The sequence below is a fragment of the Roseateles sp. P5_E1 genome (assembly GCF_054049335.1).
In genome coordinates this window covers 38,390-52,118 of record NZ_JBFUMN010000037.1, presented here as the reverse complement: position 1 = coordinate 52,118, position 13,729 = coordinate 38,390, and the positions used below count along the sequence as shown (strand labels likewise).

The 13,729-nt window shown below is 69.5% G+C and carries 11 protein-coding genes; 6 read left to right on the top strand and 5 right to left on the bottom strand.

Features of this window, described 5'->3' with window-relative positions:
* A partial coding sequence (locus ACXJKJ_RS22080; RefSeq protein ID WP_457392448.1) for a hypothetical protein occupies positions 1-226 on the bottom strand: 226 nt, incomplete at its 3' end.
* Here ACXJKJ_RS22080 and ACXJKJ_RS22075 point away from each other — a divergent pair.
* Genes ACXJKJ_RS22075 through ACXJKJ_RS22065 form a run of 3 tightly spaced genes read left to right on the top strand, consistent with a single transcriptional unit; the run spans position 210 to position 2,367 of the window.
* Positions 210-746 carry a hypothetical protein gene (locus tag ACXJKJ_RS22075; protein WP_457392446.1) on the top strand — a complete coding sequence of 179 codons (537 nt, stop codon included), beginning with the start codon at positions 210-212 and terminating at the stop codon, positions 744-746. The two genes, ACXJKJ_RS22080 and ACXJKJ_RS22075, sit on opposite strands and share 17 nt — an antisense overlap.
* A gap of 17 nt (positions 747-763) precedes the next feature.
* Positions 764-1,504, top strand: a complete 741-nt coding sequence (locus tag ACXJKJ_RS22070) for a PEP-CTERM sorting domain-containing protein (protein WP_457392443.1) — start codon at positions 764-766, stop codon at positions 1,502-1,504.
* Positions 1,505-1,536: 32 nt separating this feature from the next.
* A complete protein-coding gene (locus ACXJKJ_RS22065) occupies positions 1,537-2,367 on the top strand; it encodes a PEP-CTERM sorting domain-containing protein (RefSeq protein ID WP_457392440.1) in 831 nt (276 codons plus the stop codon).
* On the opposite strand, the gene ACXJKJ_RS22060 is transcribed toward ACXJKJ_RS22065, so the two are convergent.
* Genes ACXJKJ_RS22060 through ACXJKJ_RS22050 form a run of 3 tightly spaced genes read right to left on the bottom strand, consistent with a single transcriptional unit; the run spans position 2,368 to position 4,404 of the window.
* Entirely contained in the window at positions 2,368-3,102 is a 735-nt protein-coding gene (locus tag ACXJKJ_RS22060) for a substrate-binding periplasmic protein (protein ID WP_457323678.1), read from the bottom strand. It lies immediately after the preceding gene.
* Positions 3,099-3,845, bottom strand: a complete 747-nt coding sequence (gene serB / locus ACXJKJ_RS22055) for a phosphoserine phosphatase SerB (protein ID WP_056197976.1) — start codon at positions 3,843-3,845, stop codon at positions 3,099-3,101. The genes ACXJKJ_RS22060 and serB overlap by 4 nt, the downstream gene beginning before the upstream one ends.
* Positions 3,846-3,858: 13 nt before the next feature.
* The gene (locus ACXJKJ_RS22050; RefSeq protein WP_457392436.1) at positions 3,859-4,404 is read right to left on the bottom strand and encodes a PEP-CTERM sorting domain-containing protein; all 546 of its coding nucleotides are present in this window, start codon (positions 4,402-4,404) and stop codon (positions 3,859-3,861) included.
* Between the two features lie 130 nt (positions 4,405-4,534).
* On the opposite strand from ACXJKJ_RS22050, the gene ACXJKJ_RS22045 reads away from it, so the two are divergent.
* Entirely contained in the window at positions 4,535-5,281 is a 747-nt protein-coding gene (locus ACXJKJ_RS22045) for a PEP-CTERM sorting domain-containing protein (protein WP_457392434.1), read from the top strand.
* 31 nt (positions 5,282-5,312) lie between these two features.
* Positions 5,313-8,228 (top strand): AAA family ATPase, encoded by a 2,916-nt coding sequence (locus ACXJKJ_RS22040; RefSeq protein ID WP_457392431.1) that lies wholly within the window; start codon positions 5,313-5,315, stop codon positions 8,226-8,228.
* A 3-nt stretch (positions 8,229-8,231) separates the two neighbouring features.
* Here the strand turns inward: ACXJKJ_RS22040 and mfd are convergent, their stop codons facing one another.
* Positions 8,232-11,687, bottom strand: coding sequence for a transcription-repair coupling factor (gene mfd, locus ACXJKJ_RS22035; protein WP_457392428.1), 3,456 nt, complete (start codon positions 11,685-11,687; stop codon positions 8,232-8,234).
* 120 nt (positions 11,688-11,807) lie between these two features.
* Here mfd and ACXJKJ_RS22030 point away from each other — a divergent pair, with 120 nt between their 5' ends.
* On the top strand, positions 11,808-13,568 hold the full coding sequence (locus ACXJKJ_RS22030; protein ID WP_457392425.1) for a DUF885 domain-containing protein: 1,761 nt from the start codon (positions 11,808-11,810) through the stop codon (positions 13,566-13,568).
* Positions 13,569-13,729 lie beyond the last annotated feature (161 nt).

The window sequence follows — 13,729 nt, the reverse complement described above, 5'->3', positions numbered from 1 at the left end:
GCCCCGTGCCCGCGCCGCTGCCCGGTTCGCCGGCGCCCAGCCCGTCCCCGACGCCCAGCCCGACGCCAAGCCCCGCACCCAGCCCATCGCCCACGCCGGCGCCAGCCCCGACACCCGCGCCCAGTCCGTTGCCCAATCCGCCGCCCTTGATTCCAGGCACGGCCTGCACCGTGACCCTGCCTTGCAGCACGGGCAGCGGCGAGCAGGCCATGAGCCCGCTGGTCACCGCCATCGTGCCCGCTGCCGCCTATGTGCAGGCCACCGGCACCTACACGCTGTCCGGCGCCGGCGCCATCAACACCGGCAGCCCCTACACCTTCAACTTCAAGTACACGGCGCTGACGGGGGACTTCACCTTCACGGCCCGTGTCGTGACGCAGGGCGGCAACGCCGACTCGGCGCGTGCCGGCGTCGTCGCGGCGGACGGCATCACGGGCAGCCCCGTCTATGCCTGGACGGCGCGCTACTCGACGACCGGCGAGATCCGTGCCGCCATCAACGGCAACAACAAGTCCAACCTGGCCGGCTTTGCAGCGTCCACGCCGCCCGTCTGGGTGCGCGTGCAGCGGCGCGGCAATGCGCTGTATTCCGCCGCGTCCACCGACGGCGTGACCTGGGCCGAGAAGACCAACGTCAACGTGACGGCCGCCAGCCTCTACGTCGGCCTGGCCCTCTCATCGGGCAGCAACAGCGCGGTCGTCACGGCCGATTTCGACAACGTCAGCATCGTCGGCGGCGGCCGCTGAAAAAAGGAGACCACAACATGCGATTCCGACTTCAACCCTTGGCCGCGCTGCTGCTCGGCCTCGCCGTGGGCGCGGCCCAGGCCGGTGCGACGAACGAAGTGGCCTATGCCTCGCTCGGCGGTGCCGCCGTCACCTTCTCCGAGCTGACCGATGGCGCTGCCATCGATGGCCTGCTGAGCAGTGGCGGCATGCAGTTCGGCGAGCGTTTCGCGGGCCAGGAGCTGGCCGTGGCCAAGGCGCCGCGGCCGGGCGCAGTGGCGCAGGACTGGTTCGACGACCTCAGCATCGGCGCGCCCAGCGTGGGCCTGACGCTGCTGGCCGGCGCAGCCGGCGCCAACCTCGGCGCCTACAACTATGGTGACGCCGACGGCCTGGCCCTGTTCGGCGTCGGCCCGCAGGCCGGCGCGGCCGACGGCTTCGGCGCGATCTCGGCCCGCTTCGCCTCGCCCGTGTCGGCCCTGGGCTTGCAGCTGCGCGATGCCGACGGCGGCGCGATCACGCTGAGCCTGTACCGCACCGACGGCAGCCTCATCCAGGCCGTTGATCTGAGCGGCCGCAGCGATGGCCGCTATGCCTTCGCACGCACGGGCGGGGCGGCCGACATCGCCGGCTTCTCGCTGACCAACCGCGACAGCTACTACGGCGTGTCGCTCGACAACCTCGTGCTCGCCGCCGCACCCGTTCCCGAGCCGGGCTCGGCCCTGCTGGTCCTGGGCGGCTTGCTGACCCTGGCCGTCGGACGCCGGCGCGCCCGCTGATTCCAACCACGACAACACAACGGAGACCATCCATGAACAAGCCCCTGACCCTGATCGCCCTGGCCGCCGCTTCCATCGGCACCGTCCAGGCTGCGAGCACTTCGCTGACCAACACCCAATTCGCCTTCACCGGCGTGAACGGCAACACGACGGTCGGCGGCTGGTCCTTCGTCAGCTTCGTCGACATCGCCGCGGGCACGACGATCTACTTCACCGACACCAACGTGCTGCAGACGACGCCGGCCGCCGGCGTGTTCTCGACGACGGCAGAGACCTTCTGGTCCTGGACGGCCAGCGCCAAGGTGAATGCAGGTACGTCGGTGGCGCTGCTGGGCACGGGCGTCAACGGCCAGTACGCGGCCAAGTCCGGCGCGGCCGGCGGCACTGCCAACGGCGTGGTCGTCAACCTGAACGGCGGCGCGTCAAACATCTCCAGCGGCGGCGACATCCTCTACGCCTTCCAGGCGGCGTCCTATGCGACGAACTACCAGGCCTCGGCCATCACCTTCCTGGGCGCACTTTCCAACCGCGGCACCTACACCTCGTCCGACAATCCCACTGCCGCGACCGGCCTTTCCGGCATCCAACTGCGCGAGTACAAGGTCGACGCCGCGACGGCGACGCGCTACACGCAGTTCACGGCGCAGGTCACGACCAACGACGCGCCTTTCAGCTCGATGGCGCAATTGAAGTCAGCCCTGGCCGTGAACGCCAACTGGACGACCGTCGCCGGGTCCAACTCGACGCCCATCGTCGCCGACGTGCTGGCCGTCACGGCCGTGCCCGAACCCGAGAGCTACGCGTTGATGCTGGCCGGCCTGGCCGTCATGGGTGGCGTGGCGCGCCGGCGCCTGCGGGGCTGATCAGCGGTAGCGTGCGAGCACCCGCTCCACGCTGCCGTCGCTGACGAGGCGGTCCAGCACTGAGGCCAGCTCGGCGAAGGGCACACCCGAGCGCGGCGAGAAGGCGCAGCGCGCGTCGAACTGATTGATGACCCAGGCGATGCGCACCGGCGCGTTCGGCTGCTCGTGCAGGAAGAACTGCAGCGAGGTTTTCTCCACGAGCGCATACCGCACCTTGCCCGCGGCCAGCCGCCGCAGGTTGGCCGCCATGCTGGGCACGTCGCTGCGCCTGAACCATTTGCCCAGCGCCTGCTCTGCCCGCGGATAGCTGTAGCCCTGCACCGTGCCCAGGGGCTGGCCGGCGACCTGCTCCAGCGTCTTGAGCGCCGGGGCGTCGGCATGGGCTGCGACGAGGCTGGCATCGGGAATGAGGCCGCGCGTCCAGCGGAAGTCGCCCTGCAGCCATTCCGGCAGCACGAAGCAGACGGCGTCGGCCTCGCCGGCCAGCAGCGCGGCGCTGACACGCTTGCCCGCCATCGGCACAAAACTGACCGGGCGGTCCAGGCCGGCTGCAATCAGCTCGCCCAGATCCTTGACCATGCCGCCGACCAGGCGCCCGTTGGCGTCGAACTCTGCGATGGGCAGGGCGTTGTTGGTGGCCGCAACGAATCGCAGCGGGGGTGGTGAAGGCAGCGGCTGCCCCGTCGCCGTGCCCGCGAGCACGGTGGCCAGCAGCAGCGCCGCCAGCCGCCTCACGGTCTGAGCAGCTCCAGCAGCCGCTCCAGGCCGCCTGTGTTGATGGCAATGCGTGCCTGCTCGCGCACCTTGGGCTTGGCGTGATAGGCCACCGACAGGCCCGCCGCGCCCATCATGGGCAGGTCGTTGGCGCCGTCGCCAACGGCTATTGATTGGTCGGGCCGGCAGCCAACTGACTCGCAGCTCTGCAGCAGCATCAGGCGCTTTTGCTCGCCGTCGCAGATGTCGCCCCAGTCCTGCATGACGACGCGGCCGGTGAGGGCGCCATCGACGATTTCCAGCTCGTTGCTGCGCACGAAGTCCATGCCCAGCTCGGCTGCGACGAAGCGGGTGAAGAAGGTGAAGCCGCCGGAGACGAGCACGAGCTTGAGCCCGGCCGCCTTCAACGCCGCGCACAGCTCGCGCGCACCGGGGTTGAACGTCAGCCGCTCGGCCAGCACGCGGTCCAGCACGGTCGCCGGCACGCCCGCGAGCAGGGCCAGGCGGCGGCGCAGGCTGTCCTTGAAGTCGGTGATCTCGCCCCGCATCGCCGCTTCGGTGATGGCGGCGACTTCGGAGCCCTTGCCGGCCAGTGCGGCGATCTCGTCGATGCACTCGATGCTGATCAGCGTCGAATCCATGTCGAAGGCGGCAAGCTTGAAATGGGACAGCGGCGGCAGCGCGGGGCCGTCGCGCAGGACGAGGCCGTCAGAAGCGGGGGAGGTCACGGAGTCAGGATAGGGCAGGCCATCAATGGGCCGCATTATCCCGATGCGCTCATGCGCGGCGCCGGGCAAGCAAAAGCGCGAGACCGCCCAACAGCAGCGCGGCGCTGGCCGGCTCGGGCACGGGCGCCGTCTGCAGGTCGAGCTGGAAGAAGGCCTGGCTCGCCAGTGGCAGGCCGCGCATGTCGATCTGCACGCTGTGAGCGGTGAAGCTCAGCCGTGACGCGTCCAGGCCGGCGATGCCATTGCTCGTCAGCTGTACGCCGGTGATGGCGGTGCCACTGCCGAACAGGGTTTCGAAGCGGAAGTGGTTGACGGCAATGTTGTCGAAGCCGCTGCCCGGGCCGGTGTAGTCATAGCGGACGCTGCTGTCGCCGAAATCCAGGGTCTGGGTCGGCGACGTCAGCACCTGGCAGACCTGGGCGGCGCCCGGGCAGCTCAGCTCGGTGCCGGCGCCGACAAGGACGCTGTCCTGGGTGTGAAAGACGGTTGTGCCGTTGTCGAAGTCATAGCGCAGGTCCACCGTCGTGCCCTCCAGGCCGGCGGCGCTGGCCAGGGTGGGCAGCAGGACTGCAGCAACAAAAGCCAGCTTCTTCATCGCGATGCTCCGGTCGGCAGGGCGGCGCAGTCTAGGCAGGGACGCGGGCGCAGGCAGCCCCTAGCTTGAGACGGTGCAGAGACGCTGGCCGCGCAGAGTCCGCCACGTCCTCAAGCCGTGGAGTTCGCTCATGTCTCGCCTCGCCTCTGTTTCTGTCGCCGGCCTCGCGCTGGCGCTCGCCACGCATGCCGCCGCCTCGGGCCTGAGCCTGCAGGTCGGTGACTTCCATGCCGCCGACTGGAGCCTGGTCCAGATCACCGACGATGGGCCGGCGGACGCCAACATGGTCATCGACGCCAACCTGGGCAACCCGGGCTCGCATTGGGTGATCAGCTATGTCACGCCGAGCAGCCCCGGCCTGTCCAGCTCGACGAACCGGCTGGGCGCCTTCTATACGGCGCTGGCCTACGACCCGGCGCAGTTGGGTGCGCTGCAGAAGCTGGAATTCAGCGCCGACATCCGCGGGCTGTCCAGCAGCTTTGCCTTCGACACGCTTGGCAGCATCCGGCCGGCCCTGATGCAAAACGGCGTGACCTACACCGTCATCGGCAGCGACCTCGTGACTGGCAAGGCAATGATCAAGCCCGACTACCTGTCGCAGCAGTGGTCCTTCGTGGCCGCGGCGGCCGACTGGGTGCCACCGGTGGCCGGGTCCGCGCAGCGCCCCGACTTCAGCGCGGGCGCCCTGCCGATCTACGTGGGCTTCCGCTACACGCTTGGCACCAGTTGCAACAGCATCAACGGCTGCACCGGCGGCAGCGCCTTCCTCAGCCTGGACAACTTCTCCGCCACGCTGACGCCGGTGCCCGAACCCTCGGCATGGCTGATGTTGGCGGCCGGCATCGGCTTGCTGGTATTGCGCCGCCGCCGCGCTTGACCGCGGGAAGCGCCACGGCACACTGCGCGCCATGCTCAAGCTGCTGGGAGCGCCGGCCTGGCAGGCCGATGCCGCTGAAAGTCTGCCTCTGCCCGCCACACTGCCGGGCTGCCTGCTGATCCATCTGGCCTGCCTGGGCCACTGGGTGGAGCGTGGCCAGCTTGCGGCGCTGTTCTGGCCGGATGCCGAGCGCGAACAGGCCCGGCACCATCTGCGCATCAACTTGCACCGGCTGCGCCAGCTGCTGGCCGGGTTCGGCCAGGCCGATGCCTTGGTGGCCGAGCGGCAGCGCGTCTGTCTCCAGCTGCCGCACGACCTGGCCTTGCTGGAGATGGCCTGCGCCGAGGCCGACGGCGCCGAGCTGCTGGCCCGTCCGGCCATGGCCTGGCTGCAGGGTTTCAGGTTTGCCGGCTTCGACGAGTTCTGGCGCTGGGCCGACGACCATGGCGCGCTGCTGCAACGCCGCTGGGACGAAGCCGCTCGGCGCGCTTTGCAACGCGCCGGCACCGCAGCCTGGCAGGCGCCGCTGCGTGTGCTGCTGGAGCGGGGCGGGGCGCCGCCGACCGAAACCGATCAGGCGCTGTGCGGCCGCGCTGAATGGCTGGGCCAGATCCGCCGCGAGGCCGCGCCGGCGCTGGTGCTGCTGGGCGAGGCCGGCGTGGGCAAGACCAGCGTGCTGAAGGCGGCCTTCCCCGGCGCCCCCGTGCTGCAAGGCCGCGAGGGGCTGGCGGAGATGCCTTACCGGCCCGTCGTCGAACTGCTGCTGCCGCGCCTGGACACGTTGCGGGCGCTGCTGCGCCAGCCCGAGCGCGGCCTGGCCGCCTACCGGTTGGACCTGGCGCGGCTGCTGCCCGAGCTGGCCATCGACGAGCCCTTGCCGCCGCTGGACGCCTTGAGTGCCCGTGCCCGGCTGCTGGAGGGCCTGGCGCGCGTGCTGGAGGCGCTGGGGCCGCTGTTGCTGGTCGATGACCTGCAATGGGTGGACGCGGCCAGCCTGGAGCTGCTGGCCCTGCTGAGCCACCGCGGCCGGCTGCGCTGGCGCGGTGCCGCGCGGGGCGAAGAGCTGCCGGCCGAACACCGCGACTGGCTGGCCCGGCAGCAGGACGTTCGTTGCCTGGCGCTGCCGGGGCTGGCGCTGGAGGCTGTGCAGCAGCTGCTGAATCGCGCCGGCCAGCGCGCCGCCGACGCGCCCGCGCTGCTCGCGGCCAGCCACGGCAATGCCTTTGTGCTGGGTGAGCTGCTGCGGGCCCGGGCCGACGGCGCGCCCGTGTCCCCGCGCGTGCATGAGTTGCTGTTGCGGCGCTGGCAGGCCCTGAGCCCTGCGGCGCATGGCCTCGTCGGCGCGGCAGCCGTGCTGGCCCGGCCGCTGCCGCTGGCGGTGCTGGGCAGCGTGGCCGCGGTGCCCGATGCCGAATTGCTGCCCGCGGCCCGGTTGGCGCTGCAGGCCGCGCTGCTGCGCGAAGAGCCCGACGGCGCCCTGCAATGCCGGCATGACCTGGTGCGCGAAGCGGTTCTCGCGGTGCTGCCGGCCTTCGAGGCGCAGGCGCTGCGGCAACGGGCCGCATTGGCGCTGGGCGCGCGCGCGGAAGGCGYCGCCGAGCCCCTGGCCGTGGCCGCGCTATGGCAGGGCGCCGGCGAGGCGCAGACGGCGCTGGCCTGGCTGCACCGCGGCGCGGCTCAGCAGAAGCTGCGCGGCCGCTACGACGAGGCCCAGGCGCTGTGGCAGCGCGTTGCCGCCGAGTCGCGCGAGCCGGCGCTGGCGCTGCAAGCCCGGCTCAGTCTGGCCGAATGTGCGCTACTGCATGACCTGCCTGCCGGTCGCCAAGCGCTGCAGCAGGTGCTGGAGCTGGCCGGCGCCGTGGCCGACCCGGCGCAGCGCGAGCAGATCCAGGGGCAGGCGTTGGCCGGCCTGGTGGACAACGCCGTGTTCTCGGGCGACCTGGCGCATGCCGCCACGCTGGCCGAGCGCCTGCGGCCGCTGTTGCCGCGGCTGCCGCTGGCCGAGCGCTGCAATGCCTGTGAGGTGTTGATCGAGCTGGCCATGCGCGAGCCCGACATCCCGGCCGCCTGGGCGCTGCTGGGCCAGCTGCGCCAACTCGCACCGGCGCGGCCCTCGCTGCTGAGCTACGAAGGCCAGATCCACTGGTTCGGTGGCCAGGTGCGGGCCGCGCGCGATGCCTTCGAGCTGCTGCTGGAGCGCCATCCCGACTACTGTCGGGGCCTGACCATCGAGAGCGACCTGGGCGTGATGCTGCAGGCGCTGGGCGAGCTGGATCGCGCCGAACAGATGGCGCGGCGCAGCTTGCTGAGTTGGCAGGGTGTGGCGCACACCGAGACGCTGTCGCTGCTGATGCTGGGCCTCACGCTGACCAGCGCCGGCCGCTACGGCGAGGCGCGCGGCGTGCTGGACCGCGCGCTGGAGCTGGGCCGCTCGCAAGGTTCGGCCCTGTTCGAGGCCGAGGCGCTGACGCGGCGCGCGCGGTTGTACTGGCAGAGCGGCTGCCTCGATCTTGCTGAAGCCGACTTGGGCTTGGCCGAGCCCTTGCTGGCGAGCAGCCGCGACCCGCTGCGCGTGTCACACCTCGCCTGGCTGCGCGGCCTGCTGCGCGAGGCCCGCGGCCTGCCGCACGACCCCACTCTGGCCGAACGCTTGCGTGCGTTGTTGCCACGCAGCCAGCATCCGCTCGTGCACATCCGCCTGGCACGGCTGGAACTGCTGGCCGGCGATGCGGCTGCAGCCGCGCGCCAGGTGGCCGTCGCACGCGACGCCGGCCTGCTGGAGCCGCTGGTCGAGGGGCTGCTGCTGCAGGCCGAGGGGTTGCCGGCCCGCGATGCACGGCCCTTGTTGCTGGAAGCGGTGGAGCTGGCGCAGCGCCAGGGCTTTGCCGAACTGCTGAACCGCGCCGATGCCACGTTGCGCGCGCTGGCGCCGGTTCAAGGACGCTAGGGCTCAATCGGTCTTGATCGGCTGCCCCAGCAGCCTCAGCACCTCCCGCACGGCCTGGGCGCGGTCCTGCGGGCTGGAGAGCTGTTTCTCGATGCGCAGCTTCTCGTTGCCCACCAGCTTGATGTTGCGGTTCTTCTGCACCAGCTCGATGACGCGCATCGGGTCGATGGGCGGGTTGGGGCGGAAGTTGATGTTGATCAGCGCCGGTGCGGCGTCGATCTTGCTGACGCCATAGGGCTTGGCCAGCACGCGCAGGCGGTGGGTGTCGAAGAGGGTCTGGCCCTGCGTGGGCAGCTTGCCGAAGCGGTCGGTGATCTCTTCGAGCATGGCGTCGATCTGCTCGTTCTTCTCGGCCGTGGCCAGGCGCTTGTACAGCGACAGCCGCACCTGCACGTCGCCGCAGTAGGCATCGGGCAGCAGGGCCGGGGCGTGCAGGTTGATCTCGGTGGTGGCCGCAAAGGGCGACAGCAGGTCGGGCTCGCGGCCGGCCTTCAGCGACCGCACGGCTTCGCTCAGCATGTCGTTGTAGAGCTGGAAGCCCACCTCCATCATGTTGCCGCTCTGGTGCTCGCCCAGCATCTCGCCGGCGCCGCGGATCTCCAGGTCGTGCATCGCCAAATAGAAGCCCGAGCCCAGTTCCTCCATGGCCTGGATGGCATCCAGCCGCTGCAGGGCTTGCTTGGTCAGGCCCTGCATGTCCGGCACCATCAGATAGGCATAGGCCTGGTGGTGACTGCGGCCGACGCGGCCGCGCAGCTGGTGCAGCTGGGCCAGGCCGAACTTGTCGGCACGGGCAATGATGATGGTATTGGCGCTCGGCACGTCGATGCCGGTCTCGATGATGGTCGAGCAGAGCAACAGGTTGTGCTTGCCGGCCACGAACTCGCGCATGACGCGCTCCAGCTCGCGCTCGGGCATCTGGCCGTGGGCGATGACGATGCGCGCCTCGGGCACCAGCTCTTCGAGCTTCTGGCGCCGGTTCTCGATGGTCTCGACCTCGTTGTGCAGGAAATAGACCTGGCCGCCGCGCTTCAACTCGCGCAGCACCGCCTCGCGGATGGTGCCGCTGCTTTCGGCGCGCACAAAGGTCTTGATGGCCAGGCGGCGCTGCGGCGCGGTGGCAATGACGCTGAGGTCGCGCAGGCCTTCCAAGGCCATGCCGAGCGTGCGAGGAATCGGCGTGGCCGTCAGCGTCAGCACGTCGACCTCGGCGCGCATGGCCTTCATCGCCTCCTTGTGGCGCACGCCGAAGCGGTGTTCCTCGTCGATGACGAGCAGGCCGAGGCGGTTGAACTTGACCTCGGCGGACAGCAGCTTGTGCGTGCCCACGACGATGTCCAGCGTCCCGTCGGCAATGCCCTCCATCGCGGCCTTGATCTCCTTGGCCGAGCGGAAGCGGCTCATCTCCGCCACCTTGACCGGCCAGGCGCCAAAGCGGTCGACGATGTTCTGGTAATGCTGCTCGGCCAGCAGCGTGGTKGGCGCSAGGAWGGCRACCTGCTTGCCGCCSRTCACSGCGAYRAAGGCSGCGCGCAGSGCCACCTCGGTCTTGCCRAAGCCSACGTCGCCGCAGACCAGGCGGTCCATGGGCTTGGGGCTGATCATGTCCTGGATGACGGCGTGGATGGCGGCGCGCTGGTCGGGCGTTTCCTCGAAGCCGAAGGACGCGGCGAAGGCTTCGTAGTCGTGGCCCGAGTAGCGGAAGGCGTGGCCCTCGCGAGCAGCGCGGCGGGCGTAGAGGTTGAGCAGCTCGGCGGCGGTGTCGCGCACCTGCTCGGCGGCCTTGCGCTTGGCCTTCTCCCATTGGCCCGAGCCCAGCTTGTGCAGCGGCGCTTCCTCGGCGCTCACGCCGGTGTAGCGGCCGATCAGGTGCAGCTGGGCCACCGGCACATACAGCGTCGCCTTGTCGGCGTACTCCAGGTGCAGGAACTCCGAACTGCCGTCGCCCACGTCGATGTTGACCAGGCCCTGGTAGCGGCCGATGCCGTGGTTGATGTGCACGACCGGGTCGCCCACCTTCAGCTCGGAAAGGTCCTTGATCAGCGCATTGACGTCGCTGACCTGCTCCTGCTTGCGCCGCCGCCGGGTCGTCGGCATCGTCGCGAACAGTTCCGTCTCAGTGAAAAGCTGAACGGGTTGCTGCGCGTCGTTCCAAAAGAATCCCGTCGCCAGCGGCGCGGCGGTTATTGCGTATTTCTCGTCGCCGGCCAGGAACTCGGCCAGGTCCTTGACCGACGGCGGTTCGATCTTGCTGTCGCGCAGCTGCTCCAGCAGGCTCTCGCGGCGGCCTTCGCTCTCGGCCAGCAGCAGCACGCGGTGCGGCGTCGCCTTCAGGTGGGCGGCCAGGCGGGCCAGCGGTTCCTGCACGCCGCGCTCGACGCTGACATCGGGCAGGGGGCGGGCAAAGTCCACCGGCTCGCCGCCGCGCACCGACAGCACCGCGTGCGGCTTGGTCAGGCCGAAGAAGTCCTCGGCCGTCAGGAAGATCTCTTGCGGCGGCAGCAGCGGCCGCTCGGGGTCGTGCTGCAGGAAACGGTGGCGCTCCTTGGTGTCGGTCCAGAAGCGCTGGATGGCTTCATCCACCTCGCCGTGCAGGGCCAGGCCGGCCTCGCCACCGAGGTAGTCGAAGACCGTGGCCGTCTGGTCGAAGAACAGTGGCAGGTAGTACTCGATGCCACCTGAGGCGATCCCCTCGCCGACGTCGCGGTAGATGCGCGCTTTGCTCGGGTCGCCGTCCATCTTCTCGCGCCAGCGTTCGCGGAACTTCTTGCGCGCCACCTCGTCCATCGGGAACTCGCGGCCGGGCAGCAGGCGCACCTCGGGCACGGGGTAGAGGCTGCGCTGGCTGTCGGGGTCGAAGGTGCGGATGGAATCGACCTCATCGCCGAACAGATCGACGCGATAGGGCACGGCAGAGCCCATGGGGAACAAGTCGATGAGGCCGCCGCGCACGGCGTACTCGCCCGGCTGCACGACCTGGCTGACGTGGGTGTAGCCGGCCAGYGTGAGCTGGGACCGCAGCGAGGCCTCGTCCAGGCGCTGCTTCTGCTTGAAGTTGAAGGTGGTGCCGGCCAGGAAGCTGGGCGGCGCGAGGCGCGTCAGCGCAGTCGATGCGGGCATCAGCACCACGTCGATGCTTTTCGTTTTTTTGCTTTGCAGCAGCTCCCACAGCGTGGCCAGGCGCTCGGAGATCAGGTCCTGGTGGGGGCTGAAGCTGTCGTAGGGCAGCGTCTCCCAGTCGGGGAAGACGGCCACCTTGAGCTCGGGCGCGAAGAACTTCAGCTCGTCTTCCAGCCGCTGCGTGTCGCCCGGCTCGGCCGTGAAAATGGCGGCCATGCGCCCGGCGTCGCGCTGCTGCTGCACGAAGCGCGCGAGCAGCAGGGCGTCGGCTGAGCCGACGGGGCGAGGGTGGGTGAACTTCTTGCCCGGCGCAATGGCCGGCAGCGATGGCAGCGTCATGGAGCTCTACAAACGACAACAGCCCCGAAGCGGGGCTTGCCGGGATTCTAGGGAAGCCATGCCCTTTGGCTGTCAGCAGGTCTATGGCTAGCATCGCGCCACCTCGAAACTGGAGACCTCATGCGTCGTCGCCTTGCCCTGAGCCTGCTTGTCGCAAGCCTGCCCACCTGGGCCGCTCCCACCGAGAGCGAACGCTTCCACCAATGGCTGGATGCCCAGTGGGAACTGACCCTGCAGCGCCAGCCCATCCTCGCCACGTCCCTCGGCGACCCGCGCTACAACGACCGCCTCGTCGACACCACGACCGCGGCCTACCGCGTCCAGGCCAAGCGCGAGTTGCAGGAGCAATTGAAGGCCCTGGCCGGTTTCAGCAAGGCCAAACTGGAACCCAAGGACCGCGTCTCCTACAGCATCCTCAAGCTCGACCTGGAGCAGAACCTGGCTGGCGAGCGCTTCCCGGACTGGATGCAGCCCATCAGCCAGATCGGTGGCCTGCCCAGCTTCCTGGCGCAGATGGGCACGGGCCAATCCATCCAGCCCTTCAGGACGACCAAGGACTACGACGACTGGCTCAAGCGCCTGGCTCTGGCGGTGCCCCTGTTCGACGGCAGCATTGCCAATATGCGCGACGGCCTCAAGGCCGGCGTGACCCAGCCGCGCGCGGTCATGGAAAAGGTGCTGCCGCAACTGACGGCCCTGGCCGTGACCGACCCCGAGAAGAGCTTGTTCTGGGGGCCGATCAAGAACTTCCCCGAGGCTGTGCCCGCCGCCGACCGCGAGCGCATTGCGGCCGAGATGCGCAAGTTGCTGTCGACGGGCGTGTTGCCCGCCTATGCCCGCCTGCTGGCCTTTGTGCGCGACGAGTACATGCCCAAGGCGCGCAAGAGCACGGGCTGGTCGGCCCTGCCCGACGGCAAGGCCTGGTATGCCCACCGTGTGCAGCAGTCCACCACGCTGAAGCTGACACCCGACCAGATCCATGCCATTGGCTTGAAGGAGGTCGCGCGCATCCTCGGCGAGATGGAGGGCGTGCGGAAGGAGGTCGGCTTCCAGGGCGACCTGAAAGGTTTCTTCAAGTACCTGCAGGACGACCCCAGGTTCTACTTCAGCAAGCCGGAGGACCTGCTCAATGGCTACCGCGAGCTGCAGAAGAAGATCAACGGCCTGACGCCCAAGCTCTTCGACGTCCAACCCAGGGCCGACTACGAGGTCAAGGAGGTCGAGGCCTTCCGCGCCGAGAGCGCGGCCGGTGCGTCCTACCAGAACGGCACGACCGACGGTTCACGGCCGGGTGTGTTCTACGTCAACACCTTCAACCTGAAGGCCCAGCCCATCTTCGGCATGGAGACCCTGTCCCTGCACGAAGCCTCGCCGGGCCACCATTTCCAGATCTCCATCGCGCAGGAAGATGCGACGCTGCCGGCCTTCCGCCGCTTCGGCAGCAACTACACCGCCTACGTCGAAGGCTGGGCGCTCTACGCGGAGAGCCTGGGCAAGGAACTCGGCCTCTTCACCGACCCCTATCAGTGGTACGGCCGTCTGTCGGACGAGCAACTGCGCGCCATGCGCCTGGTGGTGGACACCGGCCTGCATGCCAAGGGCTGGACGCGGGAGCGGGCCATCAAGTTCATGCTGGACAACTCCTCCATGGCCGAGAGCGATGTCGTCTCCGAGGTCGAGCGCTACATCGTCTGGCCCGGCCAGGCGCTGGGCTACAAGATCGGCCAGCTGGAGATCACCAAGCTGCGTGCCGAGGCGACACAGGCGCTCGGGCCGAAGTTCGACGTCAAGGGCTTCCACCGCGTCGTGCTGACCGCCGGCCAGGTGCCGCTGCCGGTGCTGCGCGAGTTGGTCATGGAGTGGGTCGCCCAACAGCGCTGAACACAGCGGCGGATCTCCGCCGGCGGCGGCCGCATGACGCCTTGCCTGGCGGAAATCCGCCGAGGCATCGATGGGATTGGCCGTGCGCCACCCTGGCGCACGGCCACGCACGGTCTTGGCACGCAAGCTGCTCATCCTGGGGCACACAACCCAGGAGACAA